23 protein-coding genes, 1 tRNA gene and 1 pseudogene are annotated in these 19,629 nt (G+C 73.1%); all 25 read left to right on the forward strand.

What is annotated here, in order from left to right; all coding sequences use genetic code 11:
* Positions 1-159 precede the first annotated feature (159 nt).
* Positions 160-537, forward strand: a complete 378-nt coding sequence (locus RB150_02440) for a cupredoxin domain-containing protein (GenBank protein MDQ7819399.1) — start codon at positions 160-162, stop codon at positions 535-537.
* Positions 538-572: 35 nt separating this feature from the next.
* The gene (locus RB150_02445; protein MDQ7819400.1) at positions 573-1,541 is read left to right on the forward strand and encodes a polyprenyl synthetase family protein; all 969 of its coding nucleotides are present in this window, start codon (positions 573-575) and stop codon (positions 1,539-1,541) included.
* Between the two features lie 6 nt (positions 1,542-1,547).
* Positions 1,548-2,582: an NAD(P)H-binding protein gene (locus tag RB150_02450; GenBank protein MDQ7819401.1), complete on the forward strand. Its 1,035-nt coding sequence runs from the start codon at positions 1,548-1,550 to the stop codon at positions 2,580-2,582.
* Positions 2,572-2,967 (forward strand): phage holin family protein, encoded by a 396-nt coding sequence (locus tag RB150_02455; GenBank protein ID MDQ7819402.1) that lies wholly within the window; start codon positions 2,572-2,574, stop codon positions 2,965-2,967. The genes RB150_02450 and RB150_02455 overlap by 11 nt, the downstream gene beginning before the upstream one ends.
* Positions 2,964-3,158 (forward strand): hypothetical protein, encoded by a 195-nt coding sequence (locus RB150_02460; protein ID MDQ7819403.1) that lies wholly within the window; start codon positions 2,964-2,966, stop codon positions 3,156-3,158. Before RB150_02455 ends, RB150_02460 begins: the two co-directional genes overlap by 4 nt.
* An 18-nt stretch (positions 3,159-3,176) precedes the next feature.
* Positions 3,177-3,362 carry a twin-arginine translocase TatA/TatE family subunit gene (locus tag RB150_02465; GenBank protein ID MDQ7819404.1) on the forward strand — a complete coding sequence of 62 codons (186 nt, stop codon included), beginning with the start codon at positions 3,177-3,179 and terminating at the stop codon, positions 3,360-3,362.
* 19 nt (positions 3,363-3,381) lie between these two features.
* Positions 3,382-4,113, forward strand: coding sequence for a twin-arginine translocase subunit TatC (gene tatC, locus RB150_02470; protein MDQ7819405.1), 732 nt, complete (start codon positions 3,382-3,384; stop codon positions 4,111-4,113).
* 21 nt (positions 4,114-4,134) lie between these two features.
* Entirely contained in the window at positions 4,135-4,398 is a 264-nt protein-coding gene (locus tag RB150_02475) for a DUF4321 domain-containing protein (GenBank protein ID MDQ7819406.1), read from the forward strand.
* 224 nt (positions 4,399-4,622) lie between these two features.
* Positions 4,623-5,315 (forward strand): DNA repair protein RadC, encoded by a 693-nt coding sequence (radC, locus tag RB150_02480; GenBank protein ID MDQ7819407.1) that lies wholly within the window; start codon positions 4,623-4,625, stop codon positions 5,313-5,315.
* A gap of 135 nt (positions 5,316-5,450) precedes the next feature.
* Positions 5,451-6,479: a rod shape-determining protein gene (locus RB150_02485; GenBank protein ID MDQ7819408.1), complete on the forward strand. Its 1,029-nt coding sequence runs from the start codon at positions 5,451-5,453 to the stop codon at positions 6,477-6,479.
* Between the two features lie 6 nt (positions 6,480-6,485).
* The gene (gene mreC / locus RB150_02490; GenBank protein ID MDQ7819409.1) at positions 6,486-7,307 is read left to right on the forward strand and encodes a rod shape-determining protein MreC; all 822 of its coding nucleotides are present in this window, start codon (positions 6,486-6,488) and stop codon (positions 7,305-7,307) included.
* Between the two features lie 65 nt (positions 7,308-7,372).
* Complete coding sequence (gene mreD, locus RB150_02495; GenBank protein MDQ7819410.1) at positions 7,373-7,870, forward strand: rod shape-determining protein MreD; 498 nt, start codon at positions 7,373-7,375, stop codon at positions 7,868-7,870.
* Between the two features lie 35 nt (positions 7,871-7,905).
* Complete coding sequence (gene mrdA / locus RB150_02500) at positions 7,906-9,663, forward strand: penicillin-binding protein 2 (protein MDQ7819411.1); 1,758 nt, start codon at positions 7,906-7,908, stop codon at positions 9,661-9,663.
* Positions 9,660-10,754 carry a rod shape-determining protein RodA gene (rodA, locus tag RB150_02505; GenBank protein ID MDQ7819412.1) on the forward strand — a complete coding sequence of 365 codons (1,095 nt, stop codon included), beginning with the start codon at positions 9,660-9,662 and terminating at the stop codon, positions 10,752-10,754. The genes mrdA and rodA overlap by 4 nt, the downstream gene beginning before the upstream one ends.
* A 16-nt stretch (positions 10,755-10,770) precedes the next feature.
* The gene (locus tag RB150_02510; GenBank protein MDQ7819413.1) at positions 10,771-12,411 is read left to right on the forward strand and encodes an Rne/Rng family ribonuclease; all 1,641 of its coding nucleotides are present in this window, start codon (positions 10,771-10,773) and stop codon (positions 12,409-12,411) included.
* Positions 12,412-12,615: 204 nt separating this feature from the next.
* Complete coding sequence (gene rplU, locus RB150_02515) at positions 12,616-12,936, forward strand: 50S ribosomal protein L21 (GenBank protein ID MDQ7819414.1); 321 nt, start codon at positions 12,616-12,618, stop codon at positions 12,934-12,936.
* A gap of 15 nt (positions 12,937-12,951) precedes the next feature.
* On the forward strand, positions 12,952-13,209 hold the full coding sequence (gene rpmA, locus RB150_02520; protein ID MDQ7819415.1) for a 50S ribosomal protein L27: 258 nt from the start codon (positions 12,952-12,954) through the stop codon (positions 13,207-13,209).
* 76 nt (positions 13,210-13,285) lie between these two features.
* A pseudogene (obgE, locus tag RB150_02525) lies at positions 13,286-14,269 on the forward strand (GTPase ObgE).
* 54 nt (positions 14,270-14,323) lie between these two features.
* Entirely contained in the window at positions 14,324-14,950 is a 627-nt protein-coding gene (gene nadD, locus RB150_02530) for a nicotinate-nucleotide adenylyltransferase (protein MDQ7819416.1), read from the forward strand.
* On the forward strand, positions 14,947-15,291 hold the full coding sequence (gene rsfS / locus RB150_02535) for a ribosome silencing factor (GenBank protein ID MDQ7819417.1): 345 nt from the start codon (positions 14,947-14,949) through the stop codon (positions 15,289-15,291). The genes nadD and rsfS overlap by 4 nt, the downstream gene beginning before the upstream one ends.
* A gap of 12 nt (positions 15,292-15,303) precedes the next feature.
* Positions 15,304-16,158: a GNAT family N-acetyltransferase gene (locus RB150_02540; GenBank protein ID MDQ7819418.1), complete on the forward strand. Its 855-nt coding sequence runs from the start codon at positions 15,304-15,306 to the stop codon at positions 16,156-16,158.
* Between the two features lie 77 nt (positions 16,159-16,235).
* On the forward strand, positions 16,236-17,450 hold the full coding sequence (locus RB150_02545) for an MFS transporter (GenBank protein ID MDQ7819419.1): 1,215 nt from the start codon (positions 16,236-16,238) through the stop codon (positions 17,448-17,450).
* 53 nt (positions 17,451-17,503) lie between these two features.
* Positions 17,504-18,154 (forward strand): SPOR domain-containing protein, encoded by a 651-nt coding sequence (locus RB150_02550; protein ID MDQ7819420.1) that lies wholly within the window; start codon positions 17,504-17,506, stop codon positions 18,152-18,154.
* A 346-nt stretch (positions 18,155-18,500) separates the two neighbouring features.
* A tRNA-Ala gene (locus RB150_02555) sits at positions 18,501-18,575 on the forward strand.
* Between the two features lie 127 nt (positions 18,576-18,702).
* A complete protein-coding gene (locus RB150_02560; protein ID MDQ7819421.1) occupies positions 18,703-19,629 on the forward strand; it encodes a branched-chain amino acid transaminase in 927 nt (308 codons plus the stop codon).

Here is a 19,629-nt window from a genome sequence, read left to right on the forward strand (position 1 = left end):
CTGACGTTCATCGCGTCCTTCGGGCTGGTGGCCGAGGCGTAGGCCGCCCTCGGGTGGCCCGGGATTCCGGCGGCGCTGCTGGCGGTGGCGGAGTCCCTCTGCTATTCTGGTGACGGTTTTCCGCACGCCAGAGTCCGTGTCCAGACAAGGAGGGAGCGCATGGGCAGGAGGATGGGGCGGTGGGCGGTGCTGGCCGGCGTGGCGGTGATCGTCGCGGGCTGCGGGGGCGGTGGTCCCCGGGGCGGGCAGCCGGCGGCGCCGGCGGAGGGAGCCATCACCGTCACCGAGACCGAGTGGGCCATCCGGTTTCCCGGCACCCCCCTCAAGGCCGGGAAGGCCACCCTGGTCATCAGGAACGAGGGCACCATCGAGCACAACTTCGTCATCCAGGGGCTGGGCGTGGAAGTGGACGCCATCCCCCCCGGCGGGTCCCGGCAGGTGACCGTGGACCTGCGGCCGGGGACGTATGAGGTGGTCTGCAACCTCCCCGGCCACCTGGAGGCCGGCATGAAGACGACCATCACCGTCGCTCCCTGACGAGCCCGTCGCCCCGCCGCGAGAGGGCGGGCGCCATGGATCTGTCGGCCATCTACGCCCCGGTCCGGGACGACCTGGACAGCCTGCAGCGGTTGCTGGAACAGGAGCTGCAGGCCGACGATCCCTTCATCGGGGACCTGGTGCGCCACGTGCTGAGCACCCGGGGCAAGATGATCCGCCCCGCCCTGGTCTGTCTGTCCGCCCAGGCCAGCGGCGGAGCCGGAGAGGCGCGCCTGTGGCTGGCGGCGGCGGTGGAGCTCATCCACATCGCCTCGTTGATCCACGACGATGTCATCGACGACGCCGCCGTGCGCCGGGGGGTGGCGACCGTCAACGTGCAGTGGGGCAACCAGATCGCCGTGCTGCTGGGGGATTACCTGTTCAGCAAGGCCTTCCACCTGCTCAGCCGCATCCGCCATCCCGACGTGGCCCCCACGCTGGCCGTGGCTACGGTGCGCATGAGCCAGGCGGAGATCCTGCAGGTCAAGTACGGCCACGAGCCCCACGACGACGAAGGCGTGTACTTCCAGATCATCGCCGGCAAGACGGCACACCTGTTCGCGGCGGCCTGCCGGGCGGGAGGGTTGCTGGCCGGCAACCGTCCCGCCGCGGAGCGGCTGGGCATGTTCGGCCTGCACTGGGGCATGGCCTTCCAGATTACCGACGACACCCTGGATCTCACCGGGCGGGAGGCGGCCCTGGGCAAACCGGTCTACAGCGACATCCAGACCGGGAAGGTGACCCTCCCCCTCATCCGCACCCTCCGGCAGGCCACCCCCCAGGACCGGGATCACCTGCTGCGCCTGCTGCACGGTCCCCTGGGAGACGGGGCCCGGGAGGACGTCCGGCGGCTGTTGCAGCGCTACGGCGGCATCGAGTACGCCCTGGACGTGGCCGGCCGGTACTCCCGCCAGGCGGCTCAGGCCCTGGCCCCGCTGCCTCCCGGTCCGGCCAAAGAGAGCCTGCTGGCCCTCACCGAGTTCGTCGTGGTGAGGTCGCACTGACCCGCGATGTCCGCTCAGCCCCACGCCGCGGGTCCGGTGGCGGTCACCGGCGCCACGGGATTCGTGGGCATGCACGTGGTCCGGGGCCTGCATGACGCGGGGGTACCGGTGCGGGCGGTGGTGCGGCCCGGCACCCGCCGGGTGGAGCGGGTGGCGACCCTGCGCCGGTGGGGATGCGAGGTGGCGGAGGCCGACGTGGGCGACCTGGCGGCGCTGGAGCGGGCCCTGGCCGGTTGCCGCGCCGTCGTGCACCTGGTGGCCATCATCCGGGAGCGGGTAGGCGCCACCTTCGACCTGATCAACCGGCGCGGCGTGCGGGAGGTGGCGGCGGCGGCGCGGGCGGGAGGCGTGGGGCGGGTGGTGCACCTGAGCGCGCTGGGCGCCGGCCCCCGGGCCCCGCGCTACCTGCAGTCCAAGTGGGCGGGGGAGGAGGAGCTGCGCCGCAGCGGCATCCCGTGGGTCATCTTCCGCCCGTCGTTCATCATCGGTCCCGGGGGAGGGGCTGCCCGCCAGTTCGCGGCGGTCGTCCGCCTGGGCGCCTGGTATCCTTTGTGGCTGCTGGGGGTGCCATTCCGGCCGCTGGCGGCGCTGGCATCGGTCACCCCGGCGGTGCCGGTCCTGGGATCGGGCCAGTACCGGTCGATGCCCGTGGACGTGCGGGATGTGGTGGACCTGGTGGGGCGGGCGCTGGACCACCCCGCGGCGGTCGGGCAGACCTTCGACGTGGTGGGGCCGGACACACTGACCTACGATGCGATCCTGGACGAGGTGATGAGCGCGCTGGGGGTGCGGCGGTGGAAGGTCCACATCCCCCTGCGGGCTGCCCGGGCCCTGGTGCGGGAGATGGCCCGCCTCCCCTCTCCGCCCATCACGCCGGACGAATTCGAGGCGCTGATCCTCGACAACGTCGGCGATCCGGGTCCGGTGCAGCGCGTGTTCGGCCTCACCCCGCGTCCGTTCCGCGAGGCCATCCGGTTCGCGCTTGCGGGCGATGCGGAACACCCGCCTGACGGCGGGACAGGAGGCTCCCGTGGACCGTGAGCCGGAGCGGCCGGAGCCGCTCAGTACCCTGCTGGTCCGCCTGCTGCAGCAGGCCGGAGCCCTGCTGGACGCCCGGCTGCGGCTGACCCGGGCCGAGGCCCGGGCGTGGCTGCGGGATCTCGCCGCCGCGGCGGTCTTGCTGGCCATCGCCCTGGCCCTGCTGCTGCTGATGGTGCCGGTGGCCGTCGCCGTCCTCATCCTGGTGCTGGCTGAGGTCCTTCCCCCGTGGCTGGCCACCGCCGTCGTCCTGGCGGCGATGGCGGTGGTGATCGTCGTCCTGGCGGCGGTGGCCCGGGGGCGCCTGCGACGGCGGCGGCTGACGCTGCTGCAGGACCTGCGCGAAGACTGGCGGGCGATCCGTCGGACGCTGGAGCGCCGCCCATGACCCGCGCCGGGGAGGAGGCCCGCGTCGCCCGCGCCCGGGAACAGATCGCCGCCGATCTGGCCGCCATCCGGCGCCGGTGGGCGGCGGGGCGCTGGCTGCCGGTGGGCGCGGCCATCCTGGCCGGCCTGCTGGCCGGGGCGTGGGCGGGGTGGCGGGAGCGATCCGGCCGCGCGCGCACGCGGGGTGTATAATCGGGGCGGAGGTGGCCCATGCCCAACATCGGGTGGACGGAGCTGATCGTCATCCTGGTGATCGCGCTGCTCGTGTTCGGTCCCTCCCGGCTGGCCGGCATCGGCGGCGCGCTGGGGAAGGCGATCCGCGAGTTCCGCAGCGCGGTCCGGGACGCCGAGAACGAGATCGACCGGGCGACGGCATCCGACAAGAAGAACACCTGAGCGGCGGTGAGGAGTCGGCGTGGAAGACCGCCCGATGACCATCGTCGAGCACCTGGAGGAGCTGCGCCTGCGGCTCCTCATTTCCCTGGCCGCGTTTGCCGCCGCCACGGGACTCAGCCTGTTGTTTGTCGAGCGCATCCTGGCCATTCTGATCCGGCCCGTCGGGCGCGTGGTGTTCCTGGCTCCCACCGAGGCGTTCTTCGTCCGCCTGAAAGTGGCCGCGCTGTCGGGGGCCTTCCTCAGCCTGCCGGTGGTGCTGTACCAGCTGTGGCGGTTTGTCTCGGTGGGGCTGACGCCCACCGAGCGGCGGTACGCCCTGGGGCTGCTGCCGCCGGCCCTGGGACTGTTTGTCGCCGGGGCGGCGTTCGCGTTCTGGGTGATCCTGCCGGTGGGCGTGCGGTTTCTGCTCAGCTACCAGACCGAGTCCCTGGTGCCGATGATCTCGGTGGGCGCCTACACCTCCTTTGCCACCGCCTTCGTCCTGGCGTTCGGCGTCCTGTTCGAGCTGCCGGTCGTCATCCTGTTCCTGGCCCGCCTGGGCGTGGTGACCCCCGCGGCGCTGGCGGCCGGCCGCCGCTACGCCCTGCTGGCCATCGTCGTGGCCTCGGCGGCGCTGACCCCCGGGGGGGATGTGGCCTCCCAGCTGCTGATGGCCCTGCCCACGTACCTGCTCTACGAGGTCAGCATATGGGTGGCCCGGGTGTTCGCCCCCCGCCCGGCGCCCCGGGAGTCGTTGAGTCCCGGGCGATAGGCTCCCCCACGGGTATCCGGAGTGGCCCGCCGCGCGCGCACCCCCTGGTGGATGCTGGTGGTTGTGGTGGTGGCCGGCGCGCTGCTGGGCAGCGTCATCGCCGAGGCCACCTCCGCCTATCCCGTCCTGGACCTGCTCAGCCGCGACATCCGGGCTGGCCTGGACCCTCCCCTCACCCTGGACCTGCGCATCCTGACCCTCACCGGGGGGTTCACCGTCCGGCTCAATCTGGCCACGGTGGTGGGCATCCTGCTGGCCATCTGGATCTTCCGCCTGCTCCAGTAGCCCGTCCGGTCGGGGGCCGCTGGCCGGACCGGGTCACCCGGCGCGCGTTGAATCCCCGCAGGTCGGTTGCTATACTTGGGGCGCTGCGCGGGGAGCGCGGACTCAGAACCGGTCCGGCCGCGGGCGGTGCAGCGGGTTCCTCCTCCCCCGCCGCCTTCCCCCGGCGGCGTGACCGCCCGGCGGCCTGACCCCGGCCGCCCCGCGGGGGCGGCGCGGAGCAGGGGATGCCAGAGGCGGGCCGCCTGACGATCAAAGACCTCCCGGCAGAACTCAGGCCTCGCGAGCGGCTGCGCGCCAGCGGTGCCGCCGCCCTGTCGACCGCCGAACTGCTGGCCGTGGTGATCGGCACCGGGGTGCGGGGACATACGGCCCTGGATGTGGGCACGGCCCTGCTGCGCCGGTTCGGGTCGGCTGCGGCTCTGGGGAGGGCGTCGGCCGCCGAGCTGGCGCGGGTGCCGGGCGTGGGCGAACACCAGGCGGCGCGGGTCCTGGCGGCCCTGGAGCTGGGCAGGCGCCTGGTCGAGCCCCCGCCGCTGCGCCGGGCGATCCGGTGCGCGGCCGACGCGGCGGCGCTGTGCGCGTCCATGCGCTTACTGGACCGGGAGCACTTCCGGGCCATCCTCCTCAACACGCGCCACGAGGTGCTGGACGTGGTGGATGTCTCGGTGGGCGGGTTGCAGTCGGCGCCCGTCCACCCGCGGGAGGTATTCAAGGAAGCCATCCGGCGGTCGGCCGCCGCCGTGATCGTCGTGCACAACCATCCCTCCGGCCACCCGGAGCCCAGTCGGGACGATGTCCTGATCACCGAGCAGCTGCGGGCGGCGGGGCGCCTGGTGGGAATCGAGGTGCTGGACCACATCATCGTCGGCGAGCGGGACTACTGCAGCCTGCGGGAGCGGCAGCTGGGATTCCCCTAGCATCCCCGCGCGCCGGGGGGACGGGGGTCCGGGGCGCGGCAGGGTTCCGGACGGGGACGACCACCCGGGAGGGCCTAGCGCGCGGTCCGGCGGGGCAGGAGTTCACTCGCACAGAATCGCGGGGGAGGGCGCACGGTGAGCTTTCTGAGCCGGTTGAGCCGGGATATGGGGGTGGATCTGGGGACCGCCAACACGCTGATTTTCGTCCGCGGGGAGGGCATCGTCCTGCGGGAGCCGTCGGTGGTGGCCAAGCGCGCCGACGATGGTCAGATCGTCGCGGTGGGGGAGGAAGCCAAGCGGATGATCGGCCGCACGCCCGGCCAGATCGTCGCCACCCGCCCGCTGCGGGACGGGGTCATCGCCGACTTCGACACCACCGCTGCGATGCTGGCCTACTTCATCCGCAAGGGCCTGCGCAACCGGACCCTGCTGCGTCCCCGGGTGATCGTGGGCATCCCGTCGGGAGTCACGGGGGTGGAGCGGCGGGCGGTCATCGATGCCACCGAGCAGGCGGGGGCCCGGGAGGCCTACCTGATCGAGGAGCCCATGGCCGCGGCCATCGGCGCGGGTCTGCCCATCTCCGAGCCGGTGGGCAGCATGGTGGTGGACATCGGCGGGGGCACCACCGAGGTGGCCGTGATCGCCCTGGGCGGGATCGTGACCAGCAAATCCATCCGGGTGGGCGGCGACGAGATGGACGAGGCCATCATCCAGTACTGCCGCCGCGCCTATAACCTGTTGATCGGGGAGCGCACCGCCGAGGAGATCAAGATCGCCATCGGGTCGGCGTACCCGATGAAAGAGGAGCAGACCATGGAGGTGCGCGGGCGCGACCTGGTCAGCGGTCTGCCGCGCACGGTCCGCATGACCAGCGCGGAGGCCCGGGAGGCGCTGGCGGAACCGGTGGCCCAGATCGTGGAGGCGGTCAAGCAGACGCTGGAGCGGACCCCCCCCGAACTGGCGGCGGACATCGTGGATCGGGGAATCGTTCTGGCCGGGGGCGGCGCGCTGCTGCGGGGCATCGACCGCCTGCTCAGCGAGGAAACCGGGATGCCGGTGGTGCTGACCGACGATCCCCTCTCGGCGGTGGTCCTGGGGACCGGCCGGGCGCTGGAGGAGATCGAGACGTTCAAGCGGGTGCTGATCACGTCGCGCAGGCTGTAGGACGCGATGACCGAGCTGATTGCGGCCCGTCGGCGCGTGGCGGTGTTCGTGGTCCTCTTTGTGGGGGTGGTGACGCTGCTGACCACCCAGGTGCGGGCGCCCGACCGCCGCCAGGTCGGCGCGCTGGGGGAGCTGGTCCTGCGCGGGCTGCAGCCGGTGCAGGTGGGTCTGGCCCGGGTGGCCGATGGGGGGGCGCGGCTGTGGGCCCTGTACACGGGAATCGGCCGGGTGCGGGCGGAGAACGCCCGCCTGCGCGAGGAGCTGGACCGGATCACCCGGGAGGCGGCGGCCCTTCGGGAGCAGGCGGCGGCGGCCCGCCGGCTGGAAGATCTGCTGGGGTTCCGGAACCAGATGGCCCACCGGGCCGTGGCGGCCCGGGTGGTGGCCCGGGACCCGCTGCGGTGGTACGGGACGGTGGTGGTGGACCGGGGCAGCCGCGACGGCGTGCGCCGCAACGCGCCGGTGGTGACCGCCCGGGGAGTGGTGGGCCGGGTGATGGAAGTCACCCCGACCGCAGCCCGGGTGCTGCTGGTGGCGGACTCCCGCAGCGCCGTGGGGGCGCTGGTCCAGCGGACCCGCGACCTCGGCGTGGTGGAGGGGCGAGGGGAGTGGGTCCTGCACCTGCGCTACCTCTCCCGGGCGTCCCAGGTGCTCCCGGGCGATCTGGTGGTCACCTCCGGGCTGGGCGGGGTCTTTCCCCGGGGCCTGGTGATCGGCCAGATCCGCCGGGTGGTGCGGCAGGAGGGCGAGCTGCTGCTGGAGGCGGAGGTGGAACCGGCAGCGGCTTTGGATCGGGTGGAAGAGGTGTTGATTCTGGTGCCGCCCTGAGACCCGAGGCGGCGCGGAGGGGGAGGAGTGTACGGACGGTTCCGCAGAGGGCGTGAGCGGCCGCGGTGAGGCGGGTCCTGGCCTACGCCGGCGCGCTGGCGCTGGTGGGGGTGGTCCAGGCGGCCTGGCTGGCGCGGGTGCGGGTGGCCGGGGCGGCCCCGGACCCTCTGCTGGCGCTGGCCGTGGGGGTCGGCGTCCTGCAGGGAGCGGAACGGGGAGCCGTGGTGGGCACGGCGGCCGGCCTGCTCCAGGACCTGCTGTCGGGAGGAGGGCCCCTGGGGGTGTACGGGCTCTCCAAGCTGGTGGTGGGGTTCGGGTCGGGGCTGTTTGAACGCAGCATCTACGTGGACAATCCCCTGCTGCCGGCCGTGGCCACCGCTGCGGGAACCGTCGTCTCCGAGGTGATCCTGCTGGCCGTGGCCGGGGTCGTCGGGTTGGCCCTGGGGCCCTGGCCGGTCGAGCTGGCCCGCATTGCGGCCCAGGTGATCCTCAACTCCGCGCTGGCCCCGGCGGTCTTCCGCGGCATCCGGGCGCTGGAGGCGTGGGTGGTCCGGGCCGGCTGACCCTGCCTTCCCCGTCCGAGATCCGGGGGACAGACGTGGTCGACACTCCGCCGCCGACCCGGCGGCTGCAGGCCTTCTCGGCGGTGGTGGCCGTTCTGCTGGGCATCCTGCTGGTGCGCCTGTGGCAGGTCCAGGTCCTCCAGGGCGCGGCCTATTTCCGCCAGTCCGAGGACAACCGCATCCGGGAGTACACGCTGGCCGCCCCCCGGGGGATCATCTACGACCGCCGGGGGCGGCCGCTGGTGGCCAACCGGCCGGCGTTCACGGTGGCGGTGCTGCCCCTGGAGCTGCGGGATCCTCCGACGGTGGTGAGCCGCCTGGCGGCCCTGCTGGGCATGCCCGCCGCGCAGATCGAGGCCCGGTTGCGGGCCGCCCGCGCGCGGCCCTTTGAGCCGGTGCGGATCGCCCGGGACGTGGATCCCACCGTGGTGGCGCGCATTGAGGAGAACCGCCTGGATCTGCCCGGGGTGATCATCCTCGCCGACCCGGTGCGCCACTACCTGCACGGGACGCGGGCCGCCCACCTCCTGGGGTACGTGGGAGAGATCGACAGCGACGAGCTGGCTGCGCGCCGCGCCGAGGGCTACCGCCCCGGAGACCTGATCGGCAAGGCGGGCGTGGAGAAGGCGTACGAGTCGCTGCTGCGGGGGGTGGATGGGCGGCTGCGGATGGAGGTGGACGCCCTGGGCCGGCCGTTGCGGGTCCTCTCGCGGCAGCCGCCCTCCCCGGGCCGCGCCGTCGTCCTGACCGTCGACCTGGACATCCAGGCCGCCGCCGAGGAGGCCCTGCGGGCCACCGGGCTGGAGGCGGGAGCGGTGGTGGTCTTAGACCCGGATACGGGCGAGGTCCTGGCGCTGGCCAGCATGCCGACGTTCGATCCCAACCTGTTCGCCCGGGGGATCAGCCCCGAGCGCTGGCTGGCACTGACGTCCGACAGGCGGCGTCCGCTGCTGAACCGGGCCATCAGCGCCACCTACGAACCGGGATCGGTCTTCAAGCTGGTGACGGCCACCGCGGCCCTGGAGCGGGGAATCGTCAGCCGCCGCACCGTCTTCGACGCCCCCGGATACTTCCGCCTGGGCCAGTGGACATTCGGAGACCTCCGGGCCTGGGGGCGCATCGACTTCATCACCGGGATCGCCCACTCGGTCAACGTGGTCTTCTACACCCTGGGGTATCGCCTGGGCGGCGAGACGCTGGCCGAGTACGCATTCCGCCTGGGCCTGGGCGAGCCTACCGGCATCGACCTGCCCGGAGAGGTGGCGGGGACCATCCCCAGCCCCGCCACCAAGCAGGCCCTGGTGGGAGAGCCCTGGTACCCCGGCGACGCCGTCAACATGTCCATCGGCCAGGGCGCGGTGACAGTCACCCCCGTGCAGGTGGCCCGGATGGTGGCGGGGCTGGCCACCGGAGGGCGCGTGATGCAGCCTCACGTGCTGCTGGCCGTCCACCACGACCGCGGCCTCGAGCGGGTGGCCCCCGTGCTGCAGCGCCAGGTCTCCCTGCGGCCGGCCACGCTGGCCGTGCTGCGGGAAGGGATGCGCGCGGTGGTGGAGCGGGGCAGCGGGGTGGCCGCCCGCCTGAACCGGGTGGCGGTGGCCGGCAAGACCGGCAGCGCCGAAAACCCGCGGGGCCGGCCCCACGCCTGGTTCGCCGGCTACGCGCCCGCCGAGGCTCCGCAGGTCGTGGTGGTGGCCTTTGTGGAGCACGGCTTCCGGGGCGGCATCGCAGCGGCTCCGGTCGCCCGCGCCGTGCTGGAGGCGGCCCTGGCCCGGCCGGAGGCTTCGCCGTGAGCCGGCGGCTGCTGCGCTACGTGGACTGGCCGCTGCTGGCCGTCACGCTGGCCCTGATGGCCGCCGGCACGGTCATCCTGTACAGCGCCGTGCAGAACTCCGCCGATCCCGGGTCCGTGGTCCGGATGCGCCTGGCGCACATCGCCGTCAGCCTCGTGGTCCTGGCGGCGGTCCTGGCGGTGGACTACCGCACCCTGGCGCGCCTGTGGCGCCCCCTGTGGGCGGGCGCGGTCCTGCTGCTGGTCCTGGTCCTGGTGGCCGGCCGCTCCAGCGGCGGCGCCCAGCGCTGGCTGGCGGTGGGGTCGTGGACGGGATTCCAACCCTCGGAACTGGCCAAGGTGACGCTGGTCATCACCCTTGCCCGCCACATCGACAGCCACCGGGACGTGGGGTCCTGGCGGGCCGTGGTCTCTGTCCTGCTGCACGCCGCCGTGCCCATGGCCCTCATCGCCCGCCAGCCCGACCTGGGGACCGCCCTCGCCCTCGGCGCCGTCCTGGCAGCCCTGCTGTTCGTCGCCGGGGCGCCCCTGCGGGTGCTGGTGGGGCTGGGGGCGGGGGCGGCGGCGCTGGCGCCGGTGGCGTGGGGAATGCTGCACGACTACCAGCGTCAGCGGCTGCTGGCGTTCCTGGATCCCGCCGCCGATCCGCTGGGCGCCGGCTATGCCCTCATCCAGTCCCGGATCGCCGTGGGATCCGGCCAGATCTGGGGCAAAGGGTTGCTGCGGGGGACCCAGAACCTCCTGCACTTCATCCCCGAGCAGCACACCGACTTCATCTTCACCGTGGTGGGCGAGGAGCTGGGCTTTGTGGGCGCGGTGGCCCTGGTGGGGTTGTTCGCCCTCTGGCTGTGGCGCGGGGCGGCCATCGCCGCTGCCGCCAAAGACCGGACCGGGATGCTGATGGCCGTGGGCGCGGTGGCCCTGACGGCGTTTCACGTGTTCGTCAATGTGGGCATGACGGTGGGCCTGATGCCCATCACCGGGATCCCGCTACCGTTCATCAGCCACGGCGGCAGCGCCCTGGTGGCGTTCGGGGCCCTCACGGGGCTGGTCCTGAACGTCGGCATGCGTCGCAAGAAAATCCTCTTCTAGTGGGATGGGAACAGACATGGCCAAGGAGATCATCGCCACCGTCGAACCGCAGGAAACCCGGGTGGCCGTGCTGGACGACGGGCGGCTGGTGAACCTGTACATCGAGCGGGGGGAACCTCTGGCCGGCAACATCTACAAGGGCCGGGTCGCCGCCGTCCTGCCGGGCATGGAGGCGGCGTTCGTGGATATCGGGCTGGAGCGCAACGCCTTCCTGCACGTGGGCGACATCCGGTCCCAGCGCCTGGCGGGGGAGGAGGTCGAGGAGTCCTTCGGGCGGGGAGCCATCGCCGAGCGGCTGCGGGTGGGTCAGGAGATCCTGGTGCAGGTGACCAAGGAGCCCATGGGGACCAAGGGCGCCCGGGTGACCACCTACCTGGCCCTGCCGGCCTATTACCTGGTCCTGATGCCGACCGTCAACTACGTGGGGGTGAGCCGGCGCATCGAGAACGAGCAGGAGCGCCGCCGACTGCGCCAGCTGGCGGACCGGCTGCGGCCGCCGGGGATGGGGGTGATCGTCCGCACGGCCGCCGAGGGCGCCACGGAGAAGGAGCTGGCCGATGACATCCGGTTCCTGCTGCAGCTATGGTCCACGGTGGAGGAGCGCTCCCGCAGCAGCCGGGCGCCGGCGCTGGTCTATCAGGACCTGCGCCTGATCCGGCGGGTCGTGCGGGACCTGTTCACCGAGGAGGTGAGCCGCTTCCTCATCGACTCCCCCGAGGAGTACCAGCGGATTGCCGATCTGGTGCGGTCGTTCGCCCCCAAGCTGGTCTCCCGCCTGCAGCTGTACCAGGGGGAGGAGCCCGTCTTCGAGGCCCTGGGCGTGGAGCGGGAGGTGGACAAGGCCCTGCGCCGCAAGGTGTGGCTGCGGTCGGGCGGCTACATCGTGGTGGACCGCACCGAGGCCCTCACCGTCATCGACGTCAACTCGGGCAAGTACGTGGGCAAGACCGACCTGGCCAGCACCATCTTCCGCACCAACATGGAGGCGGTGGACGAGGTGGTGCGCCAGATCACCCTCCGGGATATCGGCGGCATCATCCTGGTGGACTTCATCGACATGGAGAACGAGCACCACCGCCGCCAGGTGATGCAGGCGCTGCAGGAGGCGGTCCGGCGGGACCGCTCCAAGATGCACATCATCGACCTGACGGCCCTGGGGCTGGTGGAGATCACCCGCAAGCGGGTCTACCAGGACCTGGAGGAGGTGATGCGGATGCCGTGCCCCTACTGCGAGGGGCGCGGCCGCGTCCTGTCGGTGGAGACCATGGCGCTGAAGGTGCGGCGCGAGGCGCGCCGGGTGCTGGCGGCCGGGCGGGCGCCGGCGGTGCTGATGGAAGTGCATCCGGACGTGGAAGCGCTGCTGTTCCGGGACGGCGACGCCTGGCTGCGGGCGCTGGAGCAGCGGTTCGGCCGGACGCTGCGGGTGCGGGGTCGCCCGGGGATGCACGTGGAGCGGGTCCGGGTTCTGGAGGGAGCGTCGGTGGACGAGCTGGAGCTCCGGGCCCGGGAGGACCGCCGCGAGGCCGTGTGGCTGGACTTCGGCCCGGCGGAGGTGGTCGCCGTCGGCGAGGCTGACGACGAGCAGGATCTGGCGACCGCCGCCGCCTCGACGCGGGAGGGGTGGCTGGGACGCCTGCGCCGGATGCTGGCGCGCTGAAAGAGGGAAAAGGGAAGAGGGAAGAACGAAGAGGGAAAGGATTGGATCGGCAGAGTCCGTAGACCGCGCAGGTCGCGGGGATTGCGCAGATGGCGCAGATCGCGCCGATCGGGGAGATCGAGTAGAGCGGGCAGATCGAGTAGATTGACCTCAGGACGCTGTGGTACAATACGCCGGGTTCGGAGGAGGATGCCGGTGGCCGGCGTGTACGCCATCATCGAAACGGGAGGCAAGCAGTATCGGGTCGCCGAGGGGGCCATGGTCCAGGTCGAGCGCCTCGACCTCACCCCGGGCGCCACGGTGACCTTTGACCGGGTCCTGCTGGTCGGCGGTGAGGGTGGCACGCGGGTGGGCACTCCGGTGGTCCCCGGCGCCACCGTCACCGCCACGGTGATGGCGCACGGCCGGAGCCGGAAGATCCTGGTCCTCAAGTACAAACCCAAGTCCCACTACCGGCGACGGCTGGGGCACCGGCAGGCCTACACGCTGCTGCGCATCGATCGGATCGAGGCGGGCGGCCGGTAGGGGGGAGGTGTTCCGATGGCGCACAAGAAGGGCATGGGATCGTCCCGCAACGGGCGGGACAGCGCCGGCAAGAGGCTGGGCATCAAGCGCTTTTCGGGGCAGTGGGTGACGGCCGGGAGCATCCTGGTGCGCCAGAGGGGGACGCGCGTCAGGCCCGGCCGCAACGTCGGCATGGGCCGGGACTTCACCCTGTTTGCCCTCATTGACGGGATCGTGGCCTGGGAGCGCGCCGGAGACACGTCCCGGGTCAGCGTGTACCCGGTCGGCGCCTGACCGGGATCTCGACCCGCCTGCGGCCACGGCGCTGTGCGGCCCGCCGTGGCCGCCGGCATCACGGGGCCTCCCGCCGATGTTCATCGACCGTGCGGTCATCCATGTCAAAGGCGGGGACGGCGGCCGGGGCTGCGTGAGCTTCCGCCGGGAGAAGTTCGTGCCCAAGGGCGGTCCCGACGGCGGCGACGGAGGTGACGGGGGCGACGTGATCCTGGTCGCCGACGAGCGCCTGTCCACCCTGCTGGACTTCCACTACCGCCAGCACTACCACGCCGAACGAGGCGGTCACGGCGAGGGGGGCCGCCGCCACGGTCGGCGGGGCGCCTCGCTGATCGTCCCGGTGCCCGTGGGAACCGTGGTGATGGACGCGGACACCGGCGCCGTCCTGGCCGACCTCGTCCGCCCCGGCCAGCAGGTGGTGGTGGCCCGGGGAGGGCGGGGCGGGCGGGGCAACGCCCGCTTTGCCACGCCCACCCGGCGCGCGCCCCGGTATGCCGAACCCGGCGAGAAGGGGGAAGAGCGCCGGCTGGAGCTGGAACTGCGCCTGCTCGCCGACGCCGGCCTGGTGGGCAAACCCAACGCGGGCAAGTCCACCCTGCTCAGCCGCGTCTCGGCCGCGCGGCCCAAGATTGCCGACTACCCGTTCACCACCACCGAGCCCTGCCTGGGCGTGGTGGGGCTGCCCGATGGCCGCAGTTTCGTCCTGGCCGACATCCCCGGGCTCATCGAGGGGGCCCACCGGGGGGCGGGGCTGGGCCATACCTTCCTGCGGCACATCTCCCGGACCCGGGTCCTGGTGCACGTGGTGGATCTGGCGGCGGACCGCGACCCGGTGGCCGACTTCGAGGAGGTGAACGGGGAACTGCGGCTGTACGACGAGAGCCTGCTGTCCCGCCCCATGCTGGTGGCCTTGAACAAGATCGACCTGCCCGCCGCCCGGGAGCGGGCGGGCGATGTGGCGGAGCGGATCGCCGCCCTCGGCTACCCGGTCTTCCCCATCTCCGCGGCCACCGGGGAGGGCGTGGACGCGTTGATGGCGGCGGTGGCCGACGCGCTGCGCGCCGCGGTGCCGGCGGGGGCGGCCGCCGGACACGGCTAGCGGCGGAGGACACCGGTGGCGGCCGTCGGCGTGATGGGGGGGACGTTCGACCCGATTCACTACGGACACCTGGTGACCGCAGAGGAGGCCCGGGTCCAGTTTCGCCTGGACCGGGTCCTGTTCGTGCCCAACCGCTATCCGCCCCACAAACGCCTGGATGGCGTGAGCGACCCGGAGCACCGCTATCGGATGACCCTGCTGGCCACGGCCACGAACCCGCACTTTGCCGTCTCCCGCATCGAGATCGACCGCCCGGGGCCGTCGTACACCATCGACACCATCCGGCAGTTGCGCGAGACCTACGCGGCCGCCGACCTGTTCTACATCACCGGGGCCGACGCCATCCTGCAGATCGTGCGCGGCGCCTGGGAGAGGGCCGCCGAACTGCTGACCCTGTGCCAGTTCATCGCCGCCAGCCGTCCCGGCTTTCCCATCGACGCCCATGACCTCCGCCGGTTCAACGTCACCGGCACCCAGCTGGCCAACATCCACGTCATGGAGATTCCCGCCCTGGCCATCTCCAGCACCGACATCCGCCAGCGGGTGGCCCGGGGGCGCCCCATCCGCTACCTGGTCCCGGAGCCGGTGGAGGTGTACATCCACAAGCACGGGCTGTACCGCCGGGGGGGCGCATCCCCGTGACCGCGCCGCGGGCGCTGGCGGTGCGCGCCGCCAGCGCCATGGAGGCCAAGAAGGCCGCGGACGTGGTCATCCTGGAGATCGGCGCCTTCACCCCGGTGGCCGATTACTTCGTGATCGGATCTGCCGACACGGCGGTGCAGATCCGGGCCATCACGGAAGCCGTGGAGGAGGCCATGGCCGAGGCCGGCGTCCCCCTCCTCGGACGCGAGGGGCATGCCCGGGCCCGGTGGATCCTGCTCGACTTCGGAGCGGTGGTGGTGCACGTCTTCGGGCCGGAGGCACGGGCGCTGTACGACCTGGAACGGCTGTGGGCCGATGCGCCCATCGTGGTGGAGCGGTAGGGGAGGCGCGCCGTGCGCGTGGCGATCCGTCCGGCTGCCCCCGACGACGTCCCGGTCCTGGTGGAGCTGTATGACCACGCCTACCGCGGCGGGTACTCGGCCTGCCTGGACCGCTACGGCCCCGCGCGCCCGCAGGACTTCTGGTGGCTGCAGGCCGAAAAGTCGGTGCACCTGATCGACATCGACCGCCGGCCCGCCGGCGTGATCGTCGTCGGGCAGGTCGCCCGCCAGGCGCTGGCCGAGGAGGTGCTGGTCCGTCCCCCCCACGACCTGGGCGGCGGCGAGGCCCGGACGCTGCTGCAGTCCATCTTCGACTTCCTGGTGGAGATGTTCCAGCGGGCGCGCCAGGACCGGCTGACGGTGCGGTGCGCGGAGGCCAACGCGTGGGCTCTGGCGCTGGTTCACCGGTTCGGGTTCACCCTGAGCAGCGCGCTGGTGGTGGCCCGCGGGATGGATCGGGGGCCGGCGGATCCCCCTCCCGGGTACACCGTGCGCCGGGCGGCGGCCGACGATGCCCGCGCCATCGCGCGGCTGCGCGACGACGTCTTTCCGGCGCTGACGCTGCCCGCAGATCCGGGGCGCGGCGAGGTGTGGGCGGTGCTGGCGGAACGGCAGTCGGTGCCGGTGGGGATGGGTCTGCTGCGCGCCGACGGCCCGGTGGGTCGCTGGACGGTGGGCGTGCGCGAGGCCCACCGGCGGCGGGGGGTGGGCACCGCGCTGGCCCGCGAGGTGGCCGTCGTGGCCAGGGACCGCCGGCTGGTTCCCCTGACCACCTACTGGGCGCTGGACGCGGCCGCCTCCGGTTTCGTCCGCCATCTGGGAGCCTGCACCGAGCGCGTCTACCTGTACTTCGAGAGGCCCCTCTGAGTCCGTGGCATCGCGCCCCTCCGGCGGCCGGCCGTCCTCGTCCGGCGGCGTGGGCGGCGTATCGTCAGGTCCTGTCCATCCGCACCTATCCCGTCCTGGTCGTCGGGAGACTGGTGGACTGGCTGAGCGTGGAGGTCACCGCCCTGGCCGGGGTGTGGCTGGTCCTCCAGAGGGGTCGCTCGGCCGAAGCCGTGGGCGTCCTGCTTCTCGTCCGCGGCCTCGTGCGGGCGGCCGGGGCCCTGGTCGCCGGCCCCATCCTCGACCGGGTGGACCGCCGGACGGTCCTGGTGGGCACCTGCGCCCTGCGGGCCGGGATCCTGGCGCTGCTCGGCACCCTGGCCTCCGGCGATGCCGTGAGCCTGCCGGGCATCTATGCCCTGCTGGGCGCCGACGCCCTGCTGGCGGCGTTCACCCTTCTCGGCCCGGAGATGCTGGCCGCGGCCTATGTGGGGCCCGAGCGCCTGACCACCGCCAACGCGCTGCTGGACCTGGCCAGCCAGATGGCCACGCTGACCGGGCCGGCCGCGGGAGGGCTGCTGGCGTCGGGGCTGGGAGCTCCCCGGACCCTGGAGGTGGCGGGGGCCCTGCTGATGGCCGGCGCGATCATCTTCCTCCGGCTGCCTCCCTCGCCAGCCCATGCCCGGGCAGCCGACTCCGGCGGCGGGCGCCACCTGATCGCCGGCATCGCCTACCTGGCCGGGCACCGGGGCCTGCGGTCGCTGACGGCGCTCACGTTTGCGTACAATTTTGCCTACGGGCCTCTGGAGGTCGCCCTGCCCGTGCTGGTCCGGGACGTGCTGGGCTCCGGACCGCGGGCGCTGGGCGCCCTGTGGTCGGCGTTCGCGGCGGGCTGGATGGCCGGCGGCCTGCTGTGCGGTGCCATCCGCTGGGAGGGACGATCGTGGGCCGGGCTGGCCGCCAGCCCGCTCCTGTGGGGCATCCTGACCGTGGCCCTCCCGTGGGCCGGGGGCATATCCCCGGCGGCAGCGATGATGGCCTCTGGCGGCGTGGTCTTTGCTCCCTATCCCATCCTGGCGCTGACCGCCCGCCAGAGGGCGACACCCGACCACCTGCGCGGTCGGGTGTTCTCCGCGTACGCCGCGGTGGTGGCTCTGGGCGTTCCCCTGGGCGCCGCGCTGGGCGGGTGGATGGTGTCGCGGGCCGGCGTGGCCGGCGGGGTGGTGGGGGCTAGCGCCCTCTCCGTCCTGCTGGGGGTGGCCGCCTGGAGGTGGCCGGCTCTGCGGGACCTGGACGCCGCCGACGGGAAGTCTAAACCTCCGCCCGGCGGGTAAGACCGTCGTGCGGGAGGTTTGATGGCAGTTTCAGCGAATTCCGGGAGGGCACCGTGGCCGAGCGCGGGAAGGCGGGATCGGGGCGCAAGTTCAGCATCACCATCCAGGTGCCCGAGGAAGTGGGCGCCGGCTGGCCGGACCGCGCCACCGCCGAGCGCCTGATCCACGAGGTCTACCAGGCCATGGGCGGTCAGGTCCCCGCCGCCCGGCCCGGACCCCGGTCGCGCGCGGCGGCGCTCCTCCTGGCGTTCGCCCTGGGCGCAGCCAGTGGCTACCTGGGCGCGGCAGGCCTTCCGCTTCTGCGGCCCCGCAGCGCGGGCCCATCCGCCGTCCAGCCGGCTCCGGCGCCTGCCGCCTCCGCACCGGAATCTCCCGCCCCCGCGGAGGCGTCGCCTCCCGCTGCGTCGGCGGAGGCGGAACCGACGTCCCCGCAGGCGCCGCCGGCGGAGCCGTCCGCCGCATCTCCGGCACCCGTCGCGCCCGCCGCCGAGTACCGGGTGCAGGCGGGGGCGTTCCGCCAGCGCGCGAACGCCGTGGCCCAGGTGGGACGCCTGGCGCGGGACGGTTTCCAGGCGGAGATCCGCCGCTCGGGGATCCTGTACGTGGTGGTGGTCGGGCCGCCGCACTCCCGCGAGGACGCCGACCTGCTGGCGGCGCGGCTGCGGGAGCGCGGCTACGACGCCCTGGTCGTCCGCGCGCCTTAGGACAGCAGGCCGGCGCGCGCCCCACGGCCGCCTCGACCCCGGCCGATGGATCTCCCCACGGATCACCGCGCTCCCGTGGCGTCGTTGACGGTGCGCGCCGGCTGCGGCTATAATGGCGCTTAGCCTGCCGCCCCGCTGTGCGGGGCGGCCGCATAGACAGGCGACGACCGGAAGTAGTAGGCCGGCCTGCGGCCCAGCGAGCCGGCAGCCGATGAGACGCCGGCGCCGGACAGCCGGCCGAACTCGTCCGGGAGCCGCCCGCCGAACCCGAGACCGGCGTGTGTCGGTTGTCGGCGTAGGTCGGGCCGGGAGGCCGCACGAGACGCGGCAGGGAGAGGACAGCCGGGGGCCTGTAGCTCAGCGGGAGAGCGCCCGCTTGGCGTGCGGGAGGTCGCGGGTTCAATTCCCGCCAGGTCCACCATCGGGGCTGTCAACCGGGGTGGTACCACGGAGGCCGCCTTCGTCCCCGAGACGGAGGCGGGTTTTTTGTTGCGGCCGCCGGAGGCGAGCCGGCGGGCCGGGGGAGGCGGGAAATGACGCCCGGCAGGATGGTGTGGTGTGACGGACGCCTGGTGCCCACCGAGCAGGCGACGGTGTCGGTCCTGGCCCACGCGCTGCACTACGGCAGCAGCGTCTTTGAGGGCATCCGGGCCTACCGCACCCCGCGGGGTCCGGCGGTCTTCTGCCTGGGGCCGCACCTGGCGCGGCTGCGGGACAGCTGCCGCATCTTCCGCATGGAGCTGCCGTACACCGCCGAGCAGCTGGAGGACGCCGTGGTCCAGACGGTGCGGGCCAGCGGGTTCGACTCCTGTTACATCCGGCCCATCGTCTTCCGGGGGGCGGGCTCGTTCAGCCTGGACCCGCGCCGGTCGCCCCTGCACGTGGCCGTCATCGTGGTGGAGTGGGGCCGGTACCTGGGCGCCGACGCCATCGAGCAGGGCGTGGACGTGATGGTCAGCTCCTGGAGGCGCCTCGCGCCCGGCACGGGGACGCCCATGGGGAAGATCGGCGGCCAGTACGTCACCTCCCAGTTCATCACCATGGAGGCGGCCGACCTGGGGTATGCCGAGGGGATCGCCCTGGACAGCGCCGGATTCGTCAGCGAGGGCAGCGGGGAGAACATCTTCGTGGTGAAGGACGGGGTGGTGTACACGCCGCCGCTGACCAGCGCGATCCTGCCCGGGGTCACCCGGGGAGTGGTGATGACCTTGTGCGCCGACCTGGGCATTCCGGTGCGGGAGGCGCCCCTGCTGCGGGACTTCCTGTACGTGGCCGATGAGATCTTCTTCACCGGCACCGCGGCGGAAATCACCCCCGTCCGCTCGGTGGACCGCATTCCCGTCGGCGCCGGGCGCGGGCCCGTGACCCGGCGGTTGCAGGAGGAGTTTTTCGGCATCACCGACGGCCGCGTGCCCGACCGGCACGGCTGGCTGACATACGTCCAGGCCGCCCGCCCGGCGGCGGAGGCGCGGTGA

The sequence above is a fragment of the Armatimonadota bacterium genome, assembly GCA_031081675.1.
Lineage (GTDB): Bacteria > Sysuimicrobiota > Sysuimicrobiia > Sysuimicrobiales > Kaftiobacteriaceae > Calidihabitans > Calidihabitans tengchongensis.

Bases quoted from the DNA above. Each gene is read 5' to 3' on its own strand.
- RB150_02440 (MDQ7819399.1), top strand. From the start codon at position 160: ATGGGCAGGAGGATGGGGCGGTGGGCGGTGCTGGCCGGCGTGGCGGTG.
- RB150_02445 (MDQ7819400.1), top strand. From the start codon at position 573: ATGGATCTGTCGGCCATCTACGCCCCGGTCCGGGACGACCTGGACAGC.
- RB150_02450 (MDQ7819401.1), top strand. From the start codon at position 1,548: ATGTCCGCTCAGCCCCACGCCGCGGGTCCGGTGGCGGTCACCGGCGCC.
- RB150_02460 (MDQ7819403.1), top strand. From the start codon at position 2,964: ATGACCCGCGCCGGGGAGGAGGCCCGCGTCGCCCGCGCCCGGGAACAG.
- RB150_02465 (MDQ7819404.1), top strand. From the start codon at position 3,177: ATGCCCAACATCGGGTGGACGGAGCTGATCGTCATCCTGGTGATCGCG.
- radC (MDQ7819407.1), top strand. From the start codon at position 4,623: ATGCCAGAGGCGGGCCGCCTGACGATCAAAGACCTCCCGGCAGAACTC.
- mreC (MDQ7819409.1), top strand. From the start codon at position 6,486: ATGACCGAGCTGATTGCGGCCCGTCGGCGCGTGGCGGTGTTCGTGGTC.
- RB150_02510 (MDQ7819413.1), top strand. From the start codon at position 10,771: ATGGCCAAGGAGATCATCGCCACCGTCGAACCGCAGGAAACCCGGGTG.
- rpmA (MDQ7819415.1), top strand. From the start codon at position 12,952: ATGGCGCACAAGAAGGGCATGGGATCGTCCCGCAACGGGCGGGACAGC.
- RB150_02560 (MDQ7819421.1), top strand. From the start codon at position 18,703: ATGGTGTGGTGTGACGGACGCCTGGTGCCCACCGAGCAGGCGACGGTG.